This is a genomic window from Humibacter antri, from assembly GCF_054777235.1.
Genome location: NZ_BAAHAW010000023.1, coordinates 127,290 through 153,218 on the forward strand (window position 1 = coordinate 127,290; position 25,929 = coordinate 153,218).

Annotated in this window: 20 protein-coding genes and 2 riboswitches; of the genes, 11 read left to right on the forward strand and 9 right to left on the reverse strand. The window is 66.7% G+C overall.

Features of this window, described 5'->3' with window-relative positions; genetic code table 11:
* Positions 1 to 197: 197 nt before the first annotated feature.
* Positions 198 to 1,019 (forward strand): Fpg/Nei family DNA glycosylase, encoded by an 822-nt coding sequence (locus ACYVDK_RS11355; RefSeq protein WP_460521737.1) that lies wholly within the window; start codon positions 198 to 200, stop codon positions 1,017 to 1,019.
* A gap of 115 nt (positions 1,020 to 1,134) precedes the next feature.
* Here ACYVDK_RS11355 and ACYVDK_RS11360 read toward each other — a convergent pair whose 3' ends face one another.
* Complete coding sequence (locus ACYVDK_RS11360) at positions 1,135 to 1,533, reverse strand: PPOX class F420-dependent oxidoreductase (protein ID WP_460521739.1); 399 nt, start codon at positions 1,531 to 1,533, stop codon at positions 1,135 to 1,137.
* Between the two features lie 131 nt (positions 1,534 to 1,664).
* On the opposite strand from ACYVDK_RS11360, the gene ACYVDK_RS11365 reads away from it, so the two are divergent.
* Complete coding sequence (locus ACYVDK_RS11365; protein ID WP_460521741.1) at positions 1,665 to 2,123, forward strand: SRPBCC family protein; 459 nt, start codon at positions 1,665 to 1,667, stop codon at positions 2,121 to 2,123.
* A gap of 33 nt (positions 2,124 to 2,156) precedes the next feature.
* Here the strand turns inward: ACYVDK_RS11365 and ACYVDK_RS11370 are convergent, their stop codons facing one another.
* From ACYVDK_RS11370 to ACYVDK_RS11390, 5 genes are all read right to left on the reverse strand, one after another.
* Entirely contained in the window at positions 2,157 to 3,326 is a 1,170-nt protein-coding gene (locus ACYVDK_RS11370) for a cysteine desulfurase family protein (protein WP_460521743.1), read from the reverse strand.
* 8 nt (positions 3,327 to 3,334) lie between these two features.
* Positions 3,335 to 4,318: a nicotinate-nucleotide diphosphorylase gene (gene nadC / locus ACYVDK_RS11375; RefSeq protein WP_460521745.1), complete on the reverse strand. Its 984-nt coding sequence runs from the start codon at positions 4,316 to 4,318 to the stop codon at positions 3,335 to 3,337.
* Positions 4,312 to 5,898 carry an L-aspartate oxidase gene (gene nadB / locus ACYVDK_RS11380; protein ID WP_460521747.1) on the reverse strand — a complete coding sequence of 529 codons (1,587 nt, stop codon included), beginning with the start codon at positions 5,896 to 5,898 and terminating at the stop codon, positions 4,312 to 4,314. The genes nadC and nadB overlap by 7 nt, the downstream gene beginning before the upstream one ends.
* A 2-nt stretch (positions 5,899 to 5,900) precedes the next feature.
* Positions 5,901 to 7,214: a quinolinate synthase NadA gene (gene nadA, locus ACYVDK_RS11385; RefSeq protein WP_460521749.1), complete on the reverse strand. Its 1,314-nt coding sequence runs from the start codon at positions 7,212 to 7,214 to the stop codon at positions 5,901 to 5,903.
* 212 nt (positions 7,215 to 7,426) lie between these two features.
* Positions 7,427 to 8,176, reverse strand: coding sequence for an NUDIX hydrolase (locus ACYVDK_RS11390; RefSeq protein ID WP_460521751.1), 750 nt, complete (start codon positions 8,174 to 8,176; stop codon positions 7,427 to 7,429).
* Between the two features lie 226 nt (positions 8,177 to 8,402).
* Positions 8,403 to 8,502, forward strand: a riboswitch (glycine riboswitch).
* Position 8,503: 1 nt separating this feature from the next.
* A riboswitch (glycine riboswitch) is annotated at positions 8,504 to 8,605 on the forward strand.
* An 81-nt stretch (positions 8,606 to 8,686) separates the two neighbouring features.
* On the opposite strand from ACYVDK_RS11390, the gene gcvT reads away from it, so the two are divergent.
* Genes gcvT through gcvP form a run of 3 tightly spaced genes read left to right on the forward strand, consistent with a single transcriptional unit; the run spans position 8,687 to position 13,270 of the window.
* On the forward strand, positions 8,687 to 9,913 hold the full coding sequence (gene gcvT / locus ACYVDK_RS11395; RefSeq protein ID WP_460521753.1) for a glycine cleavage system aminomethyltransferase GcvT: 1,227 nt from the start codon (positions 8,687 to 8,689) through the stop codon (positions 9,911 to 9,913).
* A 1-nt stretch (position 9,914) separates the two neighbouring features.
* Positions 9,915 to 10,301: a glycine cleavage system protein H gene (gcvH, locus tag ACYVDK_RS11400; protein WP_460521755.1), complete on the forward strand. Its 387-nt coding sequence runs from the start codon at positions 9,915 to 9,917 to the stop codon at positions 10,299 to 10,301.
* A 26-nt stretch (positions 10,302 to 10,327) separates the two neighbouring features.
* Entirely contained in the window at positions 10,328 to 13,270 is a 2,943-nt protein-coding gene (gene gcvP, locus ACYVDK_RS11405; RefSeq protein WP_460521757.1) for an aminomethyl-transferring glycine dehydrogenase, read from the forward strand.
* A 140-nt stretch (positions 13,271 to 13,410) separates the two neighbouring features.
* Here gcvP and ACYVDK_RS11410 read toward each other — a convergent pair whose 3' ends face one another.
* Complete coding sequence (locus ACYVDK_RS11410; RefSeq protein ID WP_460521759.1) at positions 13,411 to 14,391, reverse strand: hypothetical protein; 981 nt, start codon at positions 14,389 to 14,391, stop codon at positions 13,411 to 13,413.
* 268 nt (positions 14,392 to 14,659) lie between these two features.
* Positions 14,660 to 15,484 carry a CPBP family intramembrane glutamic endopeptidase gene (locus ACYVDK_RS11415; protein ID WP_460521761.1) on the reverse strand — a complete coding sequence of 275 codons (825 nt, stop codon included), beginning with the start codon at positions 15,482 to 15,484 and terminating at the stop codon, positions 14,660 to 14,662.
* Between the two features lie 284 nt (positions 15,485 to 15,768).
* Between ACYVDK_RS11415 and ACYVDK_RS11420 the strand changes: the two genes are divergently transcribed.
* The 3 genes from ACYVDK_RS11420 to ACYVDK_RS11430 all read left to right on the forward strand — a co-directional run bounded on the left by ACYVDK_RS11420 (position 15,769) and on the right by ACYVDK_RS11430 (position 20,411).
* Positions 15,769 to 17,529 carry an ABC transporter family substrate-binding protein gene (locus ACYVDK_RS11420; protein ID WP_460521763.1) on the forward strand — a complete coding sequence of 587 codons (1,761 nt, stop codon included), beginning with the start codon at positions 15,769 to 15,771 and terminating at the stop codon, positions 17,527 to 17,529.
* 175 nt (positions 17,530 to 17,704) lie between these two features.
* Entirely contained in the window at positions 17,705 to 19,237 is a 1,533-nt protein-coding gene (locus ACYVDK_RS11425; protein ID WP_460521765.1) for an ABC transporter permease, read from the forward strand.
* Positions 19,238 to 19,292: 55 nt separating this feature from the next.
* Positions 19,293 to 20,411, forward strand: coding sequence for an ABC transporter permease (locus ACYVDK_RS11430; protein WP_460521767.1), 1,119 nt, complete (start codon positions 19,293 to 19,295; stop codon positions 20,409 to 20,411).
* A gap of 23 nt (positions 20,412 to 20,434) precedes the next feature.
* Here ACYVDK_RS11430 and ACYVDK_RS11435 read toward each other — a convergent pair whose 3' ends face one another.
* On the reverse strand, positions 20,435 to 21,064 hold the full coding sequence (locus ACYVDK_RS11435) for a PH domain-containing protein (RefSeq protein WP_460521769.1): 630 nt from the start codon (positions 21,062 to 21,064) through the stop codon (positions 20,435 to 20,437).
* 140 nt (positions 21,065 to 21,204) lie between these two features.
* Here ACYVDK_RS11435 and ACYVDK_RS11440 point away from each other — a divergent pair, with 140 nt between their 5' ends.
* The 3 genes from ACYVDK_RS11440 (at position 21,205) to ACYVDK_RS11450 (ending at position 25,857) form a co-directional block, all read left to right on the forward strand.
* Entirely contained in the window at positions 21,205 to 23,115 is a 1,911-nt protein-coding gene (locus ACYVDK_RS11440; protein WP_460521773.1) for an ABC transporter ATP-binding protein, read from the forward strand.
* 234 nt (positions 23,116 to 23,349) lie between these two features.
* A complete protein-coding gene (typA, locus tag ACYVDK_RS11445) occupies positions 23,350 to 25,257 on the forward strand; it encodes a GTP-binding protein TypA/BipA (protein WP_460521775.1) in 1,908 nt (635 codons plus the stop codon).
* A 156-nt stretch (positions 25,258 to 25,413) separates the two neighbouring features.
* Positions 25,414 to 25,857: a hypothetical protein gene (locus ACYVDK_RS11450; RefSeq protein ID WP_460521777.1), complete on the forward strand. Its 444-nt coding sequence runs from the start codon at positions 25,414 to 25,416 to the stop codon at positions 25,855 to 25,857.
* The last annotated feature ends 72 nt before the right edge of the window (positions 25,858 to 25,929 follow it).

Consider the following 25,929-nt stretch of genomic DNA (forward strand, 5'->3'; position numbering starts at 1 on the left):
AGCCAGCGTTCGAGTCACACCAATCACGCGTTCGGGGAAGTGACTGGGGTAGAGCAACCGCAGGCATCGAGCGAGATCACGTGATCGAGTTGGGCGCCGCCCTGTGAACTGGTCAGGCGCAGTAGCGAGGACCGCTGGCGCGCCTCGACTTGTGACCTGCACGCGCCACCGTCGCACGTCTATGCAAGGCTGACCCCGTGCCCGAGTCACCCGAGGTGCAGGCCGTGGTCGAGCAGATCGGCGAACGGCTCACCGGTCGCGCGCTCACCGCGGTGGACGTGCTCGAGTTCCGTGTCGTCAAGACGCGGTCTCGCCCGCCGGAACGTCTGGTCGGATCAGTACTTGCCGACGCTCGGCGTTTCGGCAAGTACCTCGATCTCGTCTTCGGCGACCAACATCTCGTAGCCTCGCTCGGCAGGCACGGCTGGGCACGATGGGACGTCGCCGTCGCGCCTGAGCAGCAAGTGCCGCCCGCTCTGGCGATCCTCGGCTTCGGCGACGGTACGCGGTTGGAACTGACGGATGCCGGTGGCTGGGTGTCCCTCGCCGTGTGGATCGTCGAGGACCCGCTCGATGTCTCCGCTATCGCCGCGTTGGGACCGGATCCGGCCGATCAGGGCTACTCGCGCGCGGACTTCGACCGTGCGTTCGCCGGCCGGCGCAAACAGCTGAAGGCCGTGCTGGAGGAGCAGAAGTCCATTGCAGGCATCGGCAACGCGTACTCCGACGAGATCCTGTTCGCGGCGCGACTGAACCCGGTAGCCCACGCCTCTGCACTCGACCAGGACGAACTCGATCGGCTCTTCGAGAACACGGTCGGGGTCATGCGAGGCGCGATCGACGCGCGCCGCGGCATCCCGATGTCCGAGCTCAAGGCCGCGAAGACGGCCGCGATGCAGGTGCACGGGCGTACCGGCGAACAGTGTCCTGGATGCGACGGCACGATACGGGACTTCGCGTTCGCCAGCACGACGGCCCAGTATTGCCCGCGATGTCAGACCGGAGGCGAACTGCTCTGAACACGGGCGTGCCTTCGTGAGGCGCCCTTGCACGCGCAGGCTCTGTCCGTTCCGGCAGTGATCGACATCGCAAGGAGTTCGTGTGCGTCGCAGTTCGCAGCGGTGTGTCCGAGGCTCAGTTCGTGCCGGCGTGCTCCACGCTCATCACCAGGATGACGCGGTCGGCGCGGTCCGCCGGCGGCTGCGCATCCGCATCCCCGTACCGCCGCCCGAGGCGCACGTAGAACTCGCCTTCCGGGTCGGGCACGATGTCGACCAGACGGCCCCGCACCTCCAGGTACCGGTAGAAGTCACGCTCGCGCACGACCGCGAGGCTCATCGACGAGTTGTGCTCGAGGTTGCGATACTTCTGCCGCTTCGTGGTGTGCGTGAACCGGATGTGCTCGCCGTCGAACTCGAACCACATCGGGTTCACCTGCACGGTGTCGTCCGGCCTGATGGTGCCGAGGAATCCGAAGTTCGGCTCGACGAGCATCGGTAGCAGGTCGGCGGGGATGATGTCGGATGCCGTCATGGCTCCATCCTGTCGGATGCGCCGCTGGGAGATCATGCGGTAGAGGCGATTGAAGTGAGTGCCGTGCGAACTTGTTCGCATGGCCGAACCGATTGAGCCCATGAACGGCGCCGCCGCGATAGAACAGGAGCATGACCGAGCACGACGACGCGACGCGCGTCACCTCCGCAAGCCGTGACATCCTGGCGCCCGCCGTAGCGATCTTCGAGCTGATCGCCGACCCGACGCAGCAGCCCCGCTGGGACGGCAACGACAACCTCCTCGAGGCCGAGCCCGGGCAGCGGGTTCGCCGCGTCGGACAGGTCTTCGCGATGACGAACCGCGGTGGCCGTGTACGCGAGAACCATGTCGTCGAGTTCGAGGAGGCGAAGCGCATCGCGTGGATGCCCGCCGAGGAGGGAAAGCCGCCGATCGGGCAACTGTGGCGATGGGAGCTCGCGGAGATCGAACCGGGTCGAACGAGAGTCACTCACACGTACGACTGGACCGCATTGAACGACGAGTCTCGCCTGGAGCGGGCGCGAGCCACCACCTCTGAGCGACTGATGGCATCCGTCGACCGGCTCGCCGCTCTCGCAGAATCGCCCTGACTCGACGGCACTGGACGGGCGATTCGCCGCCCGTCAGGCGGGAGACGAAGCGGGACGCCGCACTGCAGCAACGGCCTCGACGAGCGCGTCGACCGCACGGTCGAGTTCGGACCCTACGGCACCCGTCCAGCTGAACCGCAGCGCCGTGGACGCCACGTCGTCTGGCAGCCCTATCGCCGTGAGCACGTGCGACGGCTCGGTGCGTCCGGCCGCGCAGGCGGAACCGCTGGAGGCGACGACGGCTCGGCGCTCCAGTTCCAGCAGCACGGTCTCACCGTTCACGCCGTCGATCACGAACGATGCGTGCCCCGGGATGCGCTTCTCGGGATGCCCGGTCAGGTTCGCCCCGGGAACGCGTGCGAGTACCCCGGCGATGAATCGGTCCCGGATCGGATCCGGCCCCGTACCCGCCGGCCACGCCGATCGCTCGGCTTCGGCCGACGCCAATGCTGTGGCCAGAGCGACCGCGAACGCTACGTTCTCGGTGCCCGATCGGCGCCCGCGCTCCTGGCCACCGCCGTGCAACACCGGCTCAACGGGCATGCCGCCGCGTAGGAAGACGGCGCCTGAGCCCTTTGGGGCACCCACCTTGTGCCCTGAGAACGAGAGCGCGTCGACACCGAGCCGTCGAACGTCGAGCGGGAGCCGCCCGGCCGCCTGCACCGCATCGGTGTGGAACCGAGCACCGACCCGATGAGCCGCTCCGACCAGGTCGGCGATCGGTTGAATCGTTCCGATCTCGTTGTTCGCGTAGGCCAGCGACACGAGAGTGGTGTCGGTGCGCAGCACGGCGCTCAGAGCGTCCGCAGTCACCGTGCCGTACTCGTCGACCGGCACGAGATCCACCTCGAAGCCGTGGACTCGACGCAGGTGGTCCACGGATTCGAGCACGGCCTCGTGCTCCGTCGCGGCTGTCACGACGTGGCGTCCTCGGGGGTCGCCGAGCGCGATGCCCTTGATTGCGAGGTTGTCGCCCTCGGTGCCGCCCGCGGTGAACACCACCTCGGATGCGCGGCACCCCAGCACCGAGGCGACGCGAGTGCGGGCATCCGTCAGCGCGGCAGCAGCCCGTAAACCTGCCTCGTGCGTGCTCGACGGGTTTCCGAACTCGCCCGTCAAGTACGGCCAGGCTGCCTCGAGCGCGGCGCGGCGCACCGGCGTCGTCGCCGCCGCATCGAGGTAGAGGGTGGTGGGTGCAGTCATGAGCAGGCTCAGGCGGTGGCGGGCTTGGTTTCGACGAGGTCAACCGGCGGGGAGGGGTCGACCGGCGGGGAGGGGTCGACCGGCGGGGATGGCTCAACCGGCGGGGAGGGCTTGAGCGGCGAGGAGGGCTCGATCGTAGGGGATGAGATGTCGAGGTCGAGCCCGATGTCGAGAGAGCGCACGCTGTGCGTGAGCGCGCCGACCGAGATGACGTCGACCCCCGTGCCGGCGATGGCGGCAACGGTGTCGAGGTTCACGTTGCCGCTGGCCTCCACGATCGCCCGGCCCGCCACCAGGGCGACGCCCTCACGCAGCTCGTCGACCGTGAAGTTGTCGAGCATGATCGTGTCGACTCCGCCGGCGAGCACAGGCTCGATCTGGTCCATGCGGTCCACCTCGACCTCGAGATGCGTGGTGTGACCGAGCCGTTCGCGTACGGAACGGATGGCATCGGTCACCGATCGGTCACCGGCGGTGAGTACAGCGAGGTGATTGTCCTTCGCCATCACGGCATCCGACAGCGAGTTGCGATGATTGCGCCCGCCGCCGCAGACCACGGCGTGGCGTTCGAGGGCTCTCAGCCCGGGCGTCGTCTTGCGGGTGTCGACGATGCGGGCATCCGTTCCAGCCGTCAACCCCACATATCGTGCGGTCAACGTGGCGATGCCGCTCATTCGCTGCACGAGGTTCAACGCGACCCGCTCCCCGCGCAGCATGCCCCGAGCAGGCCCTGTGATGCGGCCGAGCGTCTGTCCCTTCTCGAACCTTCCACCGTCGCCGACGAGGAGTTCTACGACGATGCGCTCATCGACGGCCAGCATGGTGCGCACGAGCACCTGACCGCCGGAGAACACTCCGGGTTCACGGGCGACCAGGCGTGCGGATGCCGTCGCCTCCGCCGGGATGAACAGCTCGCTGGTCACGTCGCCCCATGGCGCATCCTCGTCGAGGGCGATCGTGACGACTCGGTCGATGATCTGCTGGGTCAGCACGCGGCGACCACCTCTCGTGTCATGCCCTGGCGGGCTCCGATGTATGTGTCGATATGCACGTCGCCGTCGCGAAGGACGACTCTGCTGTGCACGGCCTCGGAGGCCACGTCTTGGAAGTCGCTGCGGTAGTGGGCGCCGCGCGATTCCTCGCGTGCCAGCGCCGTCCGCACGACGAGGCCGCCGACGGTCAAGAGGTTGCGCTCCTCATGCGCGGCGATGTTCGACGGCGTTGCGGCACTCGAAGCGCGTTCCAGCGCTCCGATCCGTCGCAGAGCCTCACGCAGCCCGTTCGCCTCCCTCTCGACGCCCGCATAGCGCCACATGACGTTCCCGAGATCGTTCGTTCCCGTCCTCGCGTCCGCCGACTCGTCCGCCTCTCCCGAGGGAGTGGTGTCCTCCACGGGCGAGGTCGGAAGCTCGGTAGCAGACAGCGCGTCGGAGGCGCGGGCCGCGAAGACCAGACCCTCCAGCAGAGAGTTGGAGGCGAGTCGGTTCGCTCCTTGCGCTGCGGTGCACGCCGCCTCGCCGATCGCGAAGAGACCGGGAATGCTCGTTCGGGCCCAGGCATCGGTCTTCACCCCGCCCATCCAGTAATGGGCGGCGGGCGTCACCGGGATCGGCTCGGATGCCCAGTCGAGTCCGGCGGCGGCGCACGCCGATTGGATGGTCGGGAACCGACGGGCGAGGAATCGGCGACCCAGCCCCGTCGCATCCAGAAGCACCGGCGCGCCGTTCTGCGCCGTCATCTGTCGTGCGATCGCCCGGGCGACCACGTCGCGAGGCGCTAGCTCCGCATCCGCATGAACGTGCTGCAGGAATCGCGATCCCGTGGCATCCAGCAGCACCGCGCCCTCACCGCGCACCGCTTCCGAAACGAGCGTTCCGCCCGGCACCGCCAGCGCGGTCGGATGGAACTGATAGAACTCGAGATCGGCGAGTTCGGCGCCGGCCCGCCACGCGGCGGCGACCCCGTCGCCTGTTGCGCCGTGTGGGTTCGTCGTGTGTTCATACAGCCGTCCCGCGCCGCCGGTCGCGAGTATCACGGCCTCTGCCGCGAGCACCCCGGCGCGCCCGTCCGCATCGAGCGTGCGCACGCCGACCGGGCGGCCGGAATCCATGACGAGATCGGTCAGCATCGTGTTCTCGACGACACGGATTCCGGATGCCCGCACCCGCGCCGCCAAAGTCACCTCGATAGCGCGTCCGGTAGCGTCGCCCCCCGCGTGAAGCACCCTCGGGCGGGAGTGCGCGGCCTCGAGACCGCGCGCAAGTTCGTCGTCCGACCGGTCGAACGGCACTCCGAAGCGCACCAGTTCGCGCACGAGTTCCGGGCCCTCGGAGCAGAGGATGCGCACGGCATCCTCGTTGCCGAGTCCGGCGCCGGCCCGCAGAGTGTCTTGCACGTGCAGTTCGACGCTGTCGTCGGCGAACAGCGCCGCCGCTATGCCGCCCTGTGCGTACAGCGTGTTGCTCTCCTGCAATGCACCCTTCGTGAGCAGCGTGACGTCGGCGAACGCCGCGATCCGGAGCGCGGCCGTGAGGCCGGCGATGCCGCTGCCGACGATCACCACCCGGGGCATTCTCAGGCCGCCATCGTCGTGTCGGGGCGCGCAGCGAGCATCCGCTCGAGCGCCACTGCGGCATCGGTCGCGACCTCATCGGTCACGCGCACCCGATTGACGACCTCGCCGCGCACGAACGACTCCAGCACCCAGGCGAGGTATCCGGGGTGGATGCGGTACATCGTCGAACACGGGCACACGACCGAGTCGAGGCAGAAGATGGTGTGCTGCGGATACTCCGCCGCGAGTCGCTGCACGAGGTTGATCTCGGTGCCGATCGCGAACGTCGACCCGGCGGGCGCTGCCTGGATCGCCTTGACGATGTAGTCGGTCGAGCCGTATTCGTCTGCGGCGTCGACCACGTCCATCGGGCACTCGGGGTGCACGATGACGCGCACGCCGGCATGCTCCGCTCGTGCCTGGGCGATCTGCGACACCGTGAACCGCTTGTGCACGGAGCAGAAGCCCTGCCAGAGGATGACCTTCGCGTCTCGCAACGACGGCGCGTCATTGCCGCCGAGGCTCTTGCGCGGATTCCACATCGGCATCTGTCCCACGGGGATGCCCATCGCCTTCGCCGTGTTCCTGCCCAGGTGCTGGTCGGGGAAGAACAGTACCCGACGGCCGCGCTCGAACGCCCATCGCAGCACGGTCGACGCGTTCGACGAGGTGCAGACGATTCCGCCGTGCCTGCCGCAGAACGCCTTCAGCGCCGCCGACGAGTTCATGTACGTGACGGGGATCACGGATGCCGTACCGCCGGCATCCGTGATCCCCCCGGCCTGCTCGTCCCGATACAGCTCCATGAGCTGCTCCCACGCCTCCTCGACGGAGTCGATGTCGGCCATGTCGGCCATCGAGCATCCGGCCGCCAGGTTCGGCAGGATGACGCTCTGCCGGCTCGAGGTCAGGATGTCCGCGGTCTCTGCCATGAAGTGCACGCCGCAGAACACGATCGCCTCCGCCTCCGGATGCGCCTTGGCCGCATTGGCGAGTTGGAACGAGTCGCCCACGAAGTCCGCGAACCGCACCACCTCGTCGCGCTGGTAGAAGTGGCCGAGCACCATCACGCGCTCGCCGAGCGTCTCCTTGGCAGCACGGATGCGATCGGCCAGCTCGTCGGCGGACGCGTCGCGGTACTCCTGCGGCAGCTCGCCCTGGACGGGCGAGCCGGCCGGGATCGCGTCACCCATGGACGCCCCTGGTCCATACCCGGGCATTCCCAGGTCGAACTCCCACGGTGCCTCCACGAGCTCGGGCGTGCAGGTCTCGCCCCGCTCATCGCCCGAGGAGATGAGCTGGATCGTGCGTTCGACGGAGGCGGTGATGGTCATGAGATGCCTTCTCGGTTGTGGAGTGATCGGAAAGTGCCGCCGGTTGAGCCTGCCTGCCGGGCACCGCTGCCTGCCTGCCTGCCGCTGGTTGCCTGCCTGCCGCGGGCACCGCTGGTTGAGCCTGTCGAAACCAGCTCTCGGCGGTGTGGTGAGGCCAAGCTCAACCGGCCGGGGGAGGTACGTCCCCAGGAGCCTCGGGCCGTGCGTGCCACTCATGGGGGCGGCAGCGGTCCGTTGTCGGCGAGGTCGACGGATGCGTCGTACCGGTAGAGCTTCGGCGGCCGGTGCCGGGTGCCGGTCAGGCGTTCGCCGGTGTCGACGAGCGAGTCGGATGCCTCCATGGCCCGCCGGAAGTTCGCCGGGTCGAGCGGTCTGCCGAGCACCGCCTCGTGCACTTCGCGCAGCTGCGCGAGCGTGAACGTCTCGCCGAGCACGGCGTGAGCGATGCGGGAGTACTCCATCTTGGTGCGCAGCCGCCACAGTGCGTACTCGACGATGACGTTGTGGTCGAATGCGAGCGGCGGCAACTCGTCCGCCGGAAACCAGCGCACATTCTGGCCGACCGTGGCACGGGACGCCTCGCCGGAGCCGACGAGCGCCCAGTACACGATCGAGACGACGCGGGCCGCGTCGGACGTGCCGGCGGGGGAGCGGTCGACATCGCCGAACGCGTAGAGCTGTTCGAGGTAGCGCGGCGCGAGGCCCGTCGTGTCGCCGAGCGTGCGGCGTGCGGCATCGGCCAAACCCTCCGTCACACGGAGGGGGCCGCCCGGCAGTGCCCATCGGCCCTCGAACGGCTCTCGGATGCGTCGCACGAGCGGTAGCCAGAGCGTGGATGCCGAGCCCTGTGCGCCGAAGCGATCGTCCGAGCGCAGGGCGAAGATGACGGTCGAGACCGCGAGCTCGACATCCGCGCCGGATGCCTGTGCTCGCACGGTGGGGCCGCTTGCGTCTGCGTTCATGGTGAAGTCCGATGTGACTAAAGGTTCGAATGACCTGAAGTGATCATACACCTTAAGGTCACATGGACCCATCCACCTGAGAACAGGCAGTAATGCGGTTGTCGCGTGAGGACAGGCAGGATCTGCCTGTTTCTGTGCGATGTGCCTGTTGTCCCCGAGGCGGCGCACGCCGGTTCCGTGAAAGCTGCGCGCGATAAGCTGAGCGCACAACAGAAGATCGGGCCACACGGTCGATGCGGGAGAGTCCGCGCGGGTCCTCCCGCAGCGGGCACCGAAGGAGCAATCCTCCCCGACAATCTCTCAGGTACCCCTACCGCATCGAGCTGGCCGCTCTGGAGAGCAGTCCGCGGCATCCGCCTCGGGCTCGCCCACGGTGAAAGGTCCGCGCTCGCGGGCCGAATCTCTCAGGCATTCAGTGACAGAGGGGGAGTTCTCACGAGACGTGTCGCATGACGCGTCCGTCCTCGACGGGTGACCCCAAGTTCCCCCGCGAACAGATTCGGAGAACTCATGGCCCAGCCCTCATCGCAGAAGCAGGCCCCATCGCAGAAGCTGTCGCCGCTGAACGACGCGCACGTCGCCGCCGGAGCGAGCTTCACGGACTTCGCCGGATGGCAGATGCCGGTGCGGTACTCCAGCGACCTGGCCGAACATCATGCCGTGCGTACCGCCGCCGGGCTGTTCGACCTCTCGCACATGGGCGAGATCGTCGTGCTCGGACCACAGGCCGCCGACGCACTCGATCACGCGCTCGCCGGGCGCCTGTCCGCACTGAACCACGGCCAGGCGAAGTACAGCCTCCTGCTGAACGCGCGGGGCGGCATCCTCGACGATCTCGTCGTCTACCGCACGGGCACCGACCGCTACCTGGTCGTGGCCAACGCGGCCAATCGGCACAAGGTGGCCGAGGAGTTGACGACGCGGTCGGCATCCTTCGAGGCGGATGTCTACGACGAGTCCGACGACATCGCCCTGATCGCGATCCAGGGCCCACGCGCGCTGGAGATCCTGCAGAACGTCGAGGGGCTCGGAATCGAGGCCGGCGACGACGTTCCCGAGGACCACGAGGAGCCCGACGTCGAGAACGCGCTTGCCGGTCTGAAGTACTACCGGTCCCTGTCCGGCACGTTCCAGGACCATCCGGTGCTGATCGCCCGCACCGGCTACACCGGCGAGGACGGCTTCGAGCTGTACATCGCGCCCGACAACGCGCCGGCGCTGTGGGATGCGATGCTCGAGACGGGCGCCGGAGCAGGCATCGTGCCCGCTGGACTCGCCGCTCGCGACACGCTGCGTCTGGAAGCGGGCATGCCGCTCTATGGGCACGAGCTGACGGAGGGCACTTTCCCCTCGCAGGCCGGGCTCGGGCGGGTGGTCGTGCTCGACAAGCCGGCCGACTTCGTCGGTCGGTCCGCGATCGAGCAGGGTGCGCCGCATGATGCCCGCGTGCTCGTCGCTCTGGAGGGCGCGGGCAAGCGCGCCGCCCGCGCCGGGTACACACTTCACGCGCACCCGTCGGACGAGACCGAACCCGGCTCCGCCGCCGCAGGCGACGATTCCCCGATCGGCGAGGTCACGTCGGGGGCGCTCTCGCCCACGCTCGGGCATCCGATCGCGCTTGCCTACGTCGACCCGCGATACGCCGAGGCCGGCTTCGAACTCGACGTGGATGTGCGCGGATCGCGCATCACGTTCACCGTCACCACCCTGCCCTTCTACAGCAGAAAGAAGAACTGACATGGCCGTGCCCACCGATCGCCGTTACACCGCAGAGCACGAGTGGGTGCTCGGCGACGGCGACACCGTCACCGTCGGCATCACCGAGTACGCCGCCGAGAAGCTCGGCGATGTCGTGTTCGTCGACCTCCCGGCGGCCGGAAGCGACGCCGCCGAGGGCGCCGTCGTCGGCGAGATCGAGTCGACCAAGTCGGTCGGCGAGCTCTTCGCGCCGGTCACCGGTGAGGTGCTCGAGTCCAATCAGGCGGTGGTCGACTCGCCCGAGCTCGTGAACTCGGACCCGTTCGGCTCGGGCTGGCTGCTCAAGGTGCGGGTCGCCGACGCAACGCGGCTGGAAGACCTGCTGGATGCCGCAGCCTACGCGGCGCTGATCGGCGACTCGGAGTGAGCGCCGGCCCGGACGAGCGCCGCCCGATGAGCGCAAGATCTTTCGGGGAGGGGGTCCGCAGCACGTTCGCCGATCGTCACATCGGTCCGGACGCGGAAGCGACGCGCAGCATGCTCGACGCACTCGGCTTCGCCTCGGTGGACGAGCTGGTGCGCACGGCCGTGCCCAAGGGCATCCAATCGCCCGCTGATGCAGACCTGCCGAACCGGTCACTGCCCGTCGAGGGTGTGAGCGAGCGGGATGCCCTGACGGAGTTGCGCGATCTGGCGTCCCGCAACCGTGTGAACACGTCGTTCCTCGGGCTCGGCTACTACGGCACGGCGACCCCGGCGGTCATCCAGCGGAATGTACTGGAGAACCCGAGCTGGTACACCGCCTACACGCCGTACCAGCCGGAGATCTCGCAGGGGCGCCTCGAGGCCCTCCTCAACTTCCAGCAGATGGTGTGCGACTTGACCGGCCTCGACATCGCGAACGCGTCGATGCTCGACGAGGGCACCGCCGTCGCGGAGGGGATGCTGCTGGCTCGGCGCGGTTCACGGGCCAAGTCCAGCGTCTTCCTCGTCGACGCGGATGCCTTCCCGCAGACGCTTGCGATCCTGCGCGGTCGCGCTGCGGCCGTCGGAATCGATCTCGTCGAGCTCGATCTCGCCTCGGTCGACGCAGGTGAGCTGCCCGAAGCGTTCGGTGCCTTCATCCAGTACCCGTCGGCATCCGGTCGGGTCTGGGATCCGTCGGCCGTCATCGACGCCGTACATGCCGGCGGCGGTCTCGCAGTCATGGCCGCTGACCTGCTCGCGCTCGCCCTGCTCAAAGCACCCGGCGAACTCGGTGCCGACATCGCGGTGGGCACCACCCAACGTTTCGGCGTGCCGATGGGGTTCGGCGGTCCGCACGCCGGTTACATGGCGGTGCGCAGCGGACTCGAACGCCAGCTCCCCGGACGCCTCGTAGGCGTCAGCCAGGATGCCTCAGGCAAGCCCGCCTACCGGCTCACCCTGCAGACCCGCGAGCAGCACATCCGGCGGGAGAAGGCGACCAGCAACATCTGCACCGCTCAGGTGCTGCTCGCGGTGATGGCGTCGATGTACGCGGTGTACCACGGCCCGCGCGGCATCCGTGCGATCGCGCAGAACGTGCACGCGAACACGGCGCTGCTCGCAGACCTGCTCACGCAGCGCGGCGCACGAGTGCTGACGGAGTCGTACTTCGACACCATCCGTGTGCAGGTCGGCGACGCTCGGCGCACCGCCGAAGAACTGCACGAGGCCGGCATCCTTGCGCTCGTGGTCGACGAGACGACGCTGTCTTTCAGCGTGGACGAGACGAACGTGGAACGCGTGTTCGGGGGCATTCCCGGCATCGTGGCGGGGCCGGCACAACCTGGAAAGGTCCCCGGCGACGAGTACTACCAGTCGGAGCCGGGCGAGTCGGTCGCCATGTCGCCGGAGCGATTCCGCAGATTCCCTGACGAGCTTGCGCGAACGAGCGGCTACCTCGAGCATCCGGTCTTCAACTCGTATCACTCCGAGACGGGGATGATGCGCTACTTGAAGCTGCTCGCCGACAGGGACTATGCGCTTGACAGGGGCATGATCCCGCTCGGGTCGTGCACCATGAAGCTCAACGCGGCCACCGAGATGGCGGCCGTCACGTGGCCGGAGTTTGCGGCCGTGCATCCGTTCGCGCCCGCATCCGATGTCGGCGGCTACCTCGATCTGATCGCCCAGCTCGAGACGTGGCTGGCGGAGCTCACCGGGTACGACACGGTCTCACTGCAGCCCAACGCGGGCAGTCAGGGAGAGCTTGCAGGACTGCTCGCCGTTCGCGGATACCACGATGCCAACGGCGATACGCATCGCTCGGTATGCCTCATCCCGCAGTCCGCGCACGGCACGAACGCCGCGTCGGCCGTGCTCGCCGGCATGCGGGTCGTCGTGGTGGCGACGGATGCCACGGGCAACGTCGACCTCGACGACCTCCGCGCCAAGGTGGCCCAGCACGCTCCCGAGCTCGCCGCGTTGATGATCACCTACCCGTCGACGCACGGCGTGTACGAGCATGACGTGGCCGACGTGATCGACGCCGTGCACGCTGCAGGGGGACAGGTCTACATCGACGGTGCGAACCTGAACGCGCTGCTCGGCTTCGCCCGCTTCGGCGACTTCGGCGGAGACGTCTCGCATCTCAACCTCCACAAGACGTTCTGCATTCCGCACGGCGGCGGCGGTCCAGGTGTCGGCCCCGTCGCGGCGAAGGCGCACCTCGCGCCGTTCCTGCCGGGCCACCCGCTCATGCAGTCGAACGACCACGTGGGGTACGCGCACGACGGCGCACCAGTGTCTGCCGCGCCGTACGGGAGCCCGAGCATTCTGCCGATCTCCTGGGCGTACGTGCGCATGATGGGCGCCGAGGGACTCGCTCGTGCAACGGGCGCAGCAGTGGTGTCGGCCAACTACATCGCTGCCAGACTTCGCGAGCATTACCCGGTGCTCTATGCGGGCGAGCGCGGCCTGGTGGCACACGAGTGCATCCTCGACATCCGTCCGCTCACCGATGCCACGGGCGTCACCGTCGACGACGTCGCCAAACGCCTCATCGACTACGGATTCCACGCGCCCACCATGAGCTTCCCGGTCGCGGGCACGCTGATGGTGGAGCCGACCGAGAGCGAAGACATCTCCGAGCTCGACAGGTTCGTCGAAGCGATGATCTCGATCAAGGCCGAGGCGGATGCCGTCGGAGCCGGCGCCTTCCCGGCCGACGACAACCCGCTGCGCGGCGCTCCCCACACGGCGGAGTCCGTCGTCGTGGGGGAGTGGACGCACCCTTACACGCGCGAGCAGGCCGTCTACCCCGTTCCGGGCCTCGTGCGGGGAAAGTACTGGCCGCCGGTGCGCCGCATAGACCAGGCCTGGGGAGACCGCAACCTGTTCTGCGCCTGCCCGCCGGTCGAAGCGTTCGCCTAGCGGCGCCCGCTCCGACCGCCGTCCCGGTGCACCACACCACCCACCCCCGCGAGACTGCACGCGCACCCCGAAACGAAGGTTATTGCCCGCTGTCTCGGGCCGGGCGTGCAGTCTCGCGAGTGGCGCGGGGACCGAGTCGCCTATTGGGACCGCAACGCTTTCGCGATACCGGCAAGTGACGCGGCATCCTCGGCACGGATGGGCAGCAGGCCAGCTCTGAGCACCTCGGCACGCAAGGGTGAGACCAGGACGACGTCGCGCCATCCCCAGTGAGCGATGCCGTCGGCGCGCTGGAGCAGGCGCCGATCGCGCTCCTTCTCGGCACGGATGGTTGCGAGCGGTTCCGTGCCGAGGGACCCGTCGTACTTGATATCCCCATCGGATTCGCCGGCCACCCGTGTTCCCTCCCACCAGAAGTCGACGCGGTCGACACCTCCGTCGTACGGAAACTCAATCTGCAGCGCAGGCCGTTCGAAGCCGAGCCACAGCAGCACGGCGAGACTCATGCCCTCTAGCGGAGTTTCCGGCAGGGCGGTGGCATTCGCGACCACCCAACGAGCGTGTCTGCGTCCCCGAGTGCTCGGCCGGCTCTCGTTCCCGTCGGCCAGCAGGTCGAGGCTGAGGGTCGCGTCGTCGCGCAGCGCCGCGTTCGCGAGCGTGAATCCGATGATGTGGTGGCGGCTCCGCGCGATATCGAGGACGGTCGTCGCGCGACCAGTGGCCAGGATCCCGCCGAGATCGACGATGTCATCGCGTTGCGCGGCCGTGTGCGTTCGGATGCCGTGATGCAGGCGAGACGTGGACTCCGTGCCGCCGAGGATGTGCACGATGCCCGGGTCGCCGAAGATCGGCAGGGCCCAGAGCGCTGCCGCCGACTCATAGCAGAAGATGGCATCCGGGTGCGTCAGTGCGACGGCATGCACCCGGCATAGGTAGCGCTGCCATGGCGCGAGCTCACTCCAGTCCTCGGTTCGCGCGTAGACGGCGCGACCGACGCGCACGACCTGCTTCCGCGCCAGTAGACGCTCGACGTGGGTCAACTGCGTCACGTGCATCAAGGGGATGGGTGGCCGCGCGACCACACGGATGGCGGCGGGTGTTGTGGTTCGTGAAAGCTGCATCCGTGAAGCTTGACCAGCCTGGTCGCCTTTCAGACGCTCGGCCTATCGAACTGTGGATAACTCGTCACGCTGTTCCACCGGCTCCACGCGTGCGCGAGACTGCACGCGCCGCCCGAAACAGTGGTTATCACCCGCTGCCTCGGGGCGGGCGTGCAGTCTCGCGGGCGGTGAGCGGGTGGAGGCCGGCGGTGAGCCGGTGGAGGCCGGCGGTGAGCGGGTGGAGGCGGGCGGTGAGCCGGCGGAGGCATTCGTCGCGCGGTCATCGCAGTCACTTCGAGGGGCCGAAAATGCCCGGCCATAGTGCGACCGCGAGCGGATAGCCCACAAACGAGACGATGTCGAGCAGGCTGTGCGCGACCACGAGTGGCGCGGTGCGTCCCCACCGCCGGTAGCACCAACCGAAGACGACTCCCATGGCGGCGTTGCCGAAGAACGGCCCGATTCCTTGGTACAGGTGATAGTTGCCGCGCACGAGCGCGGACGCGACGATCACCCACCACGAGTTCCAGCCCAGCTGCTTGAGGCGCGTGAAGAGGTATCCGATCATGATGATCTCCTCCTGCAGCGCGGCCCGCACGGCGGAGAGCAGCAGAACGGGTACCGTCCACCAGTACTGGTCGAGGGGAGACGCCTGCACGTCGACGGTGATGCCTATCGCACGCCCCACCGCGTACAGCGCCAGCCCGGGCACACCGATCACCGCGAGCAGCAGCGCACCGCCGCCCAGGTCACGCCACGGCTGAGACCAGTCGAGGCCGATGCGCCGGAAACCGCTTCGCGCCGGCTGCCAGAGCAGGTAGACGACGAGCGCGACCGCCATCAACGAGAACCCGATGTCGAGCACCTGGTACGTGAAGTCCACCCACTGCGTCGACGACTGCGACGGATTCAGCTGGGCGCTCTGGTTCTTCAAGGGAGTGGGAGCTGCCAGCCGCTGCACGATCGTGAAGATCGAGTACACGGCGGACTGCCCGAGCGACAGTCCGAGAACGATGGCGACTTCCCACCACAGCCGCGCGCGATCGCCGCGTTCCAGCACGCCTTCGAGCGGGAAGGATGCTCGTGGCAGCCGCACGTCGCCCGCCTCGCCCATGCCAGTCATCCTGTCATGAACGACCTGGTCACCGACACGAGGTCTGCGCAGTGAATCATCGATGATGAGCGATGCTCATGATTGATCAAATGTTGCAATTCGCGACGAAAATCTGCGCGATTTCGGAAATAGACGCTCGAATCTTGCTCACACGGTCACTACCTCGTAACGGTTCCCGCCGTGGGTTTTGTGCCGCGCCGGAGAGGTGTCTATCTTCATTCCTATCTCGTGTGCGCCGCAGTACCCCTGTTCGGCGTGCGCCAAATCCCCAACCAGGAGGAACATTGAAGATCACGCGAAAGCGTCTGCGTCCCGTTATGGGCGCGGTCGCGGTCGCCGCCGCCGCGGGCCTAGTGCTCTCCGGCTGCACGACGAGCACTCCCTCGAGCGAGGCATCGTCGGGCGGAAAGACCATCACGGTCGCCCAGGTCAATGAGGCGACGTCGTTCAACACGAACACTCCTCAGGGCAACCTGGACACCAACGGCTACATCAACCAGATGACCCAGCCGCAGTTCTTCACGCTGAACCAGAAGTTCCAGATCGTGCCGAACACCGACATCGGAACCTACAAGAAGCTCAGCAACAGCCCGCTCAAGGTCGAGTACACGCTGAATCCTGATGCGAAGTGGTCCGACGGCGTCTCGATGACAGCTGACGACCTGATTCTCGGTTGGGCCTGGAACAGCTGCTACTACGACTCCGCCAAGTTCGACGCCGCCGGCAACGTCACCTCCGGTACGCAGTACTTCACCACCGCTGCGGGATGCGTGTACTCGACGAACCTGCCGAAGGTCAGCAACAACAACCGCACGATCACGTTCACCTATGACCAGCCCTACGTGGACTGGCAGCTCGTGAACCCGATCCAGTTCCCCGCTCACGCCGTCGCAAAGGAGATCGGTGTCAGTCTGAAGGACCTGACGAACGCGTTCCTCAAGACGCCGAAGGGCAACCCGGACAGCCCAGCTGCTCCGAACGCGACCATCCAGAAGGCTGCAAAGCTCTTCAACACCGGCTACGACGCCACCGCGTTGCCCAAGGACAAGAACCTTCTGATCTCCGGTGGCCCGCTCGAGGTGTCCGCATGGACTCCGAAGCAGTCGATGACCTTCGTACCGAACCCGTACTACAAGGGCTCTCACCAGGTGAAGTTCGGCAAGCTGGTCATGCGGTTCATCGGAGACGCCAACGCTCAGGTCACGGCGCTGCAGAACGGCGAGGTCGACGCGATCCAGCCGCAGCCTTCCGCCGACACGATCAAGGCGCTGAAGTCGGTGTCCGGAGTTCACATCCTGCAGGGCGACCAGACGGCGTACGACCACCTGGACCTGAACTTCAAGTCTCCGGTGTTCAGCGACCCGACCGTGCGTGAGGCGTTCCTGCTCACGGTTCCGCGCCAGGACATCCTGAACGCGATCATCACGCCGATCAACCCCAAGGCGAAGGTGCTCGACTCGCAGATCTTCCTGCCGGGGCAGGACGGATACACGGAGACCGTCAAGAACAACGGATCGTCCGCCTACGACAAGGTCGACATCGCCAAGGCGAAGCAGCTGCTCGCCGGCAAGACGCCGACCGTCAAGATCCTGTACAACACGGGCAACCCGAACCGCGTGGACTCGTTCCAGGCGATTCAGGCATCGGCGGCCAAGGCCGGTTTCAACGTGGTCGACGGCGGCTCGCCGCAGTGGGGCACGCTGCTTCCGGGCGGCAACTACGACGCGTCGATCTTCGGCTGGATCAACCCGGGTGCGGGCAACGCCGCGCTCCCGCAGCTGTTCCAGATCGGCAACGGCAGCAACTACAACAACTTCAACAACCAGCAGGCCAGTGACCTGGCGGTGAAGTCGCAGACGACGCTGGACCCGAGCAAGCTGATGCAGATCAAGCAGCAGATCGACGCGATCGCGTTCAAGGACGCGTACGGTCTGCCGCTGTTCCAGCTGCCGGGCGTGTTCGCCTACACCGGCAAGGTCAAGGGCATCGAGTACTACGGTGGCCAGAACGGGATCTTCTGGAACTTCTGGCAGTGGACCAAGTAATCCGCTCCATCGAATGATCAGCTAAGATCACACGAGTCGCGCGGGGCGTCGGACCAAACCGGTTCGACGCCCCGTCGCTGGGCACGACCTGTTCGGCGTAGCATCTGGTACGCATGTCGGCAATGTCGCCGTTCGATTCGATCGTGCCTCCAGATAGCAGAGGTTCTCGTTCTCCATGGTCAGTTACATCGCGAGGCGCATCGGCGTCTCGATCCTTATCCTGATCGCCGCATCATTCATCATGTATGTGCTCGCGGCGAACTCCGGAGATCCGCTTCAGGATCTCGAGGGCTCCAACTCCCCGAACAAGCAAGCCCTCATCGATGCCCGTATTCAATCGCAGCATCTCGACCTGCCGACTCCCGTTCGCTGGCTCCTATGGCTGGGCGGCGTTGCCCGGTGCATCGTGCCGGTGGGCGGCGGATGCGACCTGGGCACCACGTTCCAGAACCAGCAGGTCGCACAACTGCTTCCGCAGGCCACGATGGCAACACTTCAACTCGTCACGGTGGCGTTCGTGCTGGCGGTCGTGCTCGGCGTCACATTGGGCATCATCACCGCGCTCCGTGCCTATAGCGGGTTCGACTACTCGATCACCCTGGTGAGCTTCTTCCTGTTCTCGCTGCCGTCGTTCCTGATCGCGGTGCTCTTGAAGAGCTTCATCGCGCTCGGCTACAACAACTTCCTGGCCGACCCGACTCTGTCCCCGCTGGCTCTGGCCATCTGGGGTGTCGTTGTCGGACTGGTCGTGCAACTCATCGTGGGCGGAGCGTTCCGCAAACGAGTGATCACGTTCCTGATCGCCGGAGCGGTGACCGCGATCATCCTGTGGTTCATGTCGGTGACGCAGTGGTTCATCAAGCCGTCACTGGGCCCGGTGATCGTGATCGTGTTCTGCGCTGCCATAGGTTTCGGCATCGTCGCGCTCCTGGCGGGCACACACAACCGCAAGGCCTGGACGGCTGCGGGCATCAACGTGGCCATTGCGATCGCGTGCTACTTCGGACTGCAAGGGCTGCTGAACGTCTCGAGCATCGGAACGCTGATCATTCTCGCCGTCGCCGCTGTCGGTGTCGGCCTGGTGGTCGGCTTCTTCGTGGGCGGCTACGACCGTGGCCTGATGATGCGCATCGGAGCGCTCACGGCGTTCTTCAGCTCCGGCGTGATCGTGCTCGACCGCTTCATGCGGTCGTGGCCGGCATACATGGACGACACCAACGGACGCCCTCTGGCCACGGTCGGGTCGGCGACCCCCGGGCTCAACGGCGATGTCTGGATCACGGGACTCGACACGTTCAGCCACTTCCTGCTGCCGACCCTGAGTCTTCTGCTGATCAGCTTCGCGAGCTACACCCGGTACTCACGGTCCGGGATGCTCGAAGTGCTCGGCCAGGACTATGTGCGTACTGCGCGGGCGAAGGGCCTCCCTGAGCGCACGGTGATCGTGCGGCACGCGTTCCGCAACATGCTGATCCCGATCACGACGCTCGTGGCGACCGACATCGGAGCTCTCCTGGGTGGTGCGGTGATCACGGAGTTCGTGTTTGGCATCAGCGGCATGGGCCAGCTGTTCGTCGCCGGCCTCTACCGAACCGATGTCAACCCGATCATGGGCTACTTCATCGTGGTCGCCATCACCGCCATCGCGTTCAACTTCCTCGCCGATCTGACGTACTCGGCGCTCGACCCGCGGGTGCGTGTGCGATGACCGATTCGAGCACGCGCGCACAACGCAAGGAACGACTGGCTACGGAGGTGGCCGCATGAGCACTATTCAGGGAAACCTTCCCGAGCCGAGCTTGAGTGACGGTGTGGACCTGGCCGGTTCTGCTGATCGTGAGAAGAGCCAGAGCCAGGGGCGGATCATCTTCCGCCGGTTCCTCAAGAACAAGGTGGCGGTAGCGGCGCTGATCATCTATGTGGCGGTCTTGCTGTTCTCGGTCTCCGCCATCGGCATCGGCCCTATCCACGGTTGGTGGCCGTACTCCTACAAGCAACTGAACTCTCTGGTGAACCAGGGAAATCCCACGCTCTCGCTGTGGCCCTTCAGCTTCGGCGAGCATCCGTTCGGCCAGGACCGTATCGGCAAGGACTACTTCGCACTCACGATGCGAGGAATTCAGAACTCGGTCCTGGTGATGGTCGTGCTCGGCCTGTTCGCCACCGTGCTTGGTGTCGTCGTGGGTTCGATCGCCGGTTACTTCCGCGGCTGGGTCGATGCGGTGCTCATGCGCATCACCGACATCTTCATCGTTATCCCGGTGATCGTCATCGGCGCGATCGTCGGTCGCACCGCCGGCGGGCTCGGCGCGTTCGGGTTGGCCGTGCTCCTTGGTCTCGTCTCGTGGATGGTGATCGCCAGGTTGGTGCGCAGCGAGTTTCTCGCGCTGCGGGAACGTGAGTTCGTCGAAGCGGCGCGAGTGGCGGGAGCGTCGGACGCGCGCATCATCTTCCGACACATACTTCCGAACGCTGTCGGCGTGATCATCGTCGCCTCGACACTGTTGATAGCCTCGGCGATCTTGCTGGAGACGGCCATCAGCTACCTCGGTTTCGGCATCAAGCCTCCGGACTCGTCGCTGGGCCTCCTGATCAGCCAGAACCAGAGCGCGTTCAGCACGCGTCCGTGGTTGTTCTGGTGGCCGGCGCTCTTCATCGTGCTGCTCGCGCTGTGCGTGAACTTCGTCGGAGACGGCCTTCGTGAAGCGTTCGATCCGCGGCAGCAGCGCTTCAGTCTGAAGCGCACGCGTGAACCGGAGCCCACCGAGGCCGAGGCTTCGCAGACACAGGCAGCGGCCGCTGCAGCGGAGTCGACGGTGAGCCGCGCGTCATCGAGCGAGCCCGGAGACGGGTCGCCCGGGAGCGGGACCGGTGCCCGATGACCGTATCGCCGGCTCACATCGGTTCAGAGCACGAACACGAGAACGGTGGCGATCAGCGGAGCGGCCATGATGCCGTTCAGCCACCAGTGAACACGGATGTGCACGGGCGTCTCATCGGCGAAGCCTGCGTCGATATGTCCGGCGTCACGCAGCCTCGCCCATCGTTCGCGGATGAGGTAGGCCGCCTGGCCCGACTCGCTCGCGATCAGGTCCCCGGGCCGGATGCTGCCGTTTTCGCTCACCGGCGCCATCTCGACGCGACCACGTTCTTGCTTGCGGGCGGCCATGGCGGCTCCGGTGCGGCCGGGTGCCGGCGCCGCCCAGACGCTGTAACGGTGGCCGGGCGTGAACAGCGTGAGGGCGTACTTCGTGTCGATGTGGATGAGCGCCGGCCACGGCACCTCGATGGTACGGAAGACGTTGACCACCCGGATGCCGTCGTCATCGATCTGAATGCTCGGGCGCCACAGCGCGACCCACGCCAGCAGAGCGACCAGGGCCACCGGCACCGTTGCGAAGGGGTCGCGCAGGCCGCCGTGAACCCACACATAGCCCGCCAGGACGAAGGCGTCCAGGGCCCACACGACGACCGCGAGCACGCGGTTGAATCTCGAAACGAAAACATCACGGTCGACGGCCGCGGAATTCTGCATGGATCCATCGTGACAGCATCCGCTTACGCTTCCGTGCACGTGCCGCCCGCGACCCGGGCAGCACGACGACTCGCGACGCGGCCCACCGGCCGTGGACGACTTGGAATACGGCCTACCGGCCGAGAAGGGGCCGCCGTCTGATGGCACCGGAGAACAACACCCCCGTTCTTGAGGTCTCCGACCTCAGTGTCGACTTCGCCGTCGACAACGTCTGGGTTCCCGCGGTCAAGAAGCTCAACTACTCGATCAAGCGCGGCGAGGTCATGGCGCTCGTCGGCGAGTCCGGCTCCGGCAAGAGCGTGAGCTCGATGTCTGTGCTCGACCTGCTGCCGGCGAACAGTCGGGTGAGCGGTTCCATCAAGCTGAACGGACGCGAGTTGCGTGGTCTGTCGGCAGCGCAGATGCGCGGCATCCGGGGCAAGGACATCGCAGTCATCTTCCAGGAGCCGATGACGGCACTGAACCCCGTGCTCACGGTCGGGTTCCAGATCATCGAGACCCTCCGCATCCACTACGGCATCTCGCCGCACGAGGCCAGGGAGAGGGCGATCGAGCTGCTCCGGCTCGTCGAGTTGCCCGACCCGGTCAAGGCATTCAACTCGTACCCGCACCAGCTCTCCGGCGGACAGCGGCAGCGTGCCATGATCGCCCAGTCGATCGCGTGCGACCCCGGTCTGCTGATCGCAGACGAGCCGACGACGGCGCTCGACGTGACGGTGCAGGCCGAGATCCTCGATCTGATCCGCAACCTGAGCGACAAGCTCGACTCCGCCGTGCTGCTGATCACGCACGACATGGGTGTCGTTGCCGATCTCGCCGACCACGTCGCGGTCATGCGGCGCGGCGAGGTGGTGGAGGCCGGCCCCACGCTGCAGATCTTCCGCGAGCCGAAGCATCCGTACACCATCGCGCTGCTGGATGCCGTCCCTCACCTCGGTCAGGGCGCCGAGGGTCAGGAGATCGACGTCACCGTCGCGTTGGCCGCTGTTGCACTGGCGGAGGACGAAACCCCGACGGGGCTGATGGAGCAGATCGAGGTGAACGAGCGCGCACTCGAAGAGTCGCGCGAGGTGGCGGCCGAACTCGACACTCGTGAAAAGGTGCTCGAGTTCAAGAACATCGTCATCGAGTATCCGGGACACGGCCGGGTGAAGGCGTTCCGTGCAATCGACGGCGTCGACCTCACCGTGCACAAAGGCGAGGTGATGGGCTTGGTCGGCGAGTCCGGATCGGGCAAGACCACGCTCGGCCGGGCTGCGATCGGTCTGCTCCCGGTGACCGCGGGCGAGCTCAACGTCACGGGCGTGAACCTGTCGACGTGGAATCGCAAGCGGGTTCGCCAGGTGCACAAGAACGCGGGCATCGTGTTCCAAGATCCAGCGTCGTCGCTGAACCCGCGCATGACGATCGGCCAGTCGATCGGTGAGCCGCTGATGCTGGCGAAGGGGCTGAAAGGCCGAGCGCTCGATAAGGAGGTGCTCGGCCTGCTCGACAGCGTCGAGTTGCCCAGAGCGTACAAGTCGCGATACCCGCACGAGCTGTCCGGCGGACAGAAGCAGCGCGTCGGCATCGCGCGCGCGATCTCGCTCCACCCCGTGCTCTTGATCGCCGACGAGCCGACATCGGCCCTCGACGTCTCGGTGCAGGCCACGGTGCTCGAACTGATCAAGAATCTGCAGGCCGAATTCCAGTTCGCCTGCCTTTTCGTCACACACGACCTCGCCGTCATCGACGTGCTCGCCGACCGCATCGCCGTGATGCATCTCGGCCGGCTCGCCGAGGTGGGAACCCGCGATGAGATCCTGCGCAATCCGCAAGACCCGTACACGCAACGCCTCATCGCGGCGGTTCCGCTCCCCGACCCGGAAGTGCAGCGGGAGCGGCGCGAACTGCGTGCGCGCATCCTCGCAGCGGGCAGCGACGAGTACGACAACAAGGCGCTCCACCCCGATGCGGGCGAGTACGCGAAGCCGCAGCAGTATCCGGCGGCCGCGGGATACGGCGGGGGCGGCGAGGAGCCCGAGCCGAACGAGAAGCGGCCGATCGACTGACCCGTTTCGCCCATCGAGCTCGTCGAAACCAGGCCGCGGCGCAGGATTCGGCCCTTCGACGAGCTCAGGGCGAGCCGAGCTCCGCCAGCGGTAGACTTCTCAGGGGCGGGTATTCTCCCGCTCTTTCGTGGTGCCCGCCCGCACCGAGTGCGTGAGGCGGCGCATCCGACTTCGGCTTGGTCGCTTCGAAGCGGGCAGGCATCCACTTCATCCCTGCACGCGAGGACAACAGCCATGGCCATCCGCTCCCGTGACGATCTGCGCAACGTCGCGATCGTCGCACACGTCGACCACGGTAAGACGACGCTCGTCGACGCCATGCTGAACCAGACCCACTCCTTCGCCGAGCATGCTCACGTCGAAGAGCGGGCGATGGACTCCAACGAGCTGGAACGTGAGAAGGGCATCACGATCCTCGCCAAGAACACGGCGATCTTGTACAACGGCAAGCATGCGAACGGCACCCCGGTCACGATCAACGTGGTCGACACCCCCGGCCACGCGGACTTCGGCGGCGAGGTGGAACGCGGCCTTTCCATGGTCGACGGTGTCGTGCTGCTGGTGGACGCCAGCGAGGGCCCGCTGCCGCAGACTCGCTTCGTGCTGCGCAAAGCGCTGGAAGCGAAGCTGCCGGTCATCCTCGCGGTGAACAAGACGGACCGACCGGATGCCCGCATCACCGAGGTCGTGCACGAGAGCCAGGACCTGCTGCTCGGTCTTGCCTCCGACATGTCCGACGATGTGCCCGACCTCGATCTTGACGCGATCCTCGACGTGCCGGTCGTCTACGCGTCGGGTAAGGCGGGACGGGCATCCGCCACCGAGCCGTCCAACGGCCAACTACCGGACAGCCCGGACCTGGAGCCGCTGTTCGACGCGATCCTCACCCACATTCCGGCGCCGACATACGACGACGAGGCTCCGCTGCAGGCGCACGTCACGAACCTGGACGCCTCGCCGTTCCTCGGCCGACTCGCCCTGCTGCGAGTGTTCAACGGCACCATCCAGAAGGGCCAGACGGTGGCCTGGGTGCGGCACGACGGTGACACCCACAGTGTGCGGGTCACCGAACTGCTGATGACGAAGGCGCTGGACCGCTACCCGGCCGAGAGTGCGGGCCCCGGCGACATCGTCGCCGTTGCCGGATTCGCCGACATCATGATCGGAGACACGTTGGCCGATCCCGACGACGTGCGACCGCTTCCGGCCATCCACGTCGACGAGCCGGCGATCTCGATGACGATCGGCACCAACACTTCGCCGCTGATGGGCAAGGTCAAGGGCCACAAGCTCACTGCGCGCATGGTGAAGGACCGCCTCGACCGCGAACTCGTGGGTAACGTCTCCCTCAAGGTGCTCGACATCGGGCGACCGGATGCCTGGGAGGTGCAAGGACGCGGAGAGCTCGCGCTGGCCATCCTGGTGGAGCAGATGCGTCGTGAGGGTTACGAACTCACCGTCGGCAAGCCGCAGGTGGTCACCAAGCGAGTCGATGGCAAGGTGCACGAGCCGTACGAGCACCTGACGATCGACGCACCCGACGAGTACCTCGGCGCGATCACACAGCTGCTCGCAGCGCGCAAGGGTCGCATGGACAGCATGGCGAATCACGGAACCGGCTGGGTGCGCATGGAGTTCATCGTGCCCTCGCGCGGCCTGATCGGATTCCGCACCGAGTTTCTCACGATCACACGCGGCACGGGCATCTCCAACGGCATCTCGCACGGCTACGGCGAGTGGGCGGGCCCCATCGTCACCAGGAGCAACGGCTCGATCGTCGCCGACCGTGCCGGGGTGGTCACGCCGTTCGCGATCATCGCCCTGCAGGAGCGTATGACGTTCTTCGTGAACCCGACCGAAGAGGTCTACGAGGGCATGGTCGTCGGCGAGAACTCGCGGGCGGATGACATGGATGTCAACATCACCAAAGAGAAGAAGCTGACCAACATGCGTCAGTCGACCGCTGACAACTTCGAGTCGATGACGCCGTCGCGTCAGCTGACACTCGAGGAGTGCCTCGAGTTCGCCCGCGAGGACGAGTGCGTCGAGGTGACGCCCGAGATGGTGCGGATCCGCAAGGTCGAACTGGACCAGCAGACCAGAGGCCGCGCCGCTGCCCGAATGAAGCGCGAATCCCTTTAGCGTCGTCGCGCATCCCGAGTTGTGCTGCCGGTCCGATCGCCGGCAGCGGACATCCGCCAACCTTGAGGAATGCTTGGAATCACGGATGCCCGCGCAGCAGGCCGCGCTACTTTACCGGTGTCGGCTCTCTGCCGGCGTCGAGCACCTGGAGTCAGCATGGTCAGCACCCGTCGTGCTCTGGTCGCCATTCCGCTCGCCGTGCTGCTGGCCCTCGGGTCGACAGCGGCGTTGTCGGGATGCAGCGTGCAGGGCCTGGTGAAGAACGTGACGCACGGTCACGTCGACCTCGGCGGCAGGTCCGTGCCCGCGGACTTCCCGAAGGCCGTGCCGCTGGCCAAGGGCGACGTGGTCTACGGGGCGTCGGTGGGGTCATCCGACGGCAAGATCTGGAACGTCACGATCAAGGTCAGCGGCCCTGACGCGATCGACGCCGTGAACGCCCAATTCGCCGACGCCGGCTATGAGCAGGACCTGAACAACCGCACCGACAAGGGTGGCACGTCGTCGTTCACGAAAGATCCGTACTCGGTGCTCGTGGTCATCGCGAAGGACTCGTCGAACCGATGGGTCGCCAACTACACGGTGACCCAGAAGAAGTAGCGCGCTGGAACTTGGAGCGAAGGCCATTTCCGACCTTTGCCGCGAGGTCAGCGCCGACGGTCGTCTCGGCCG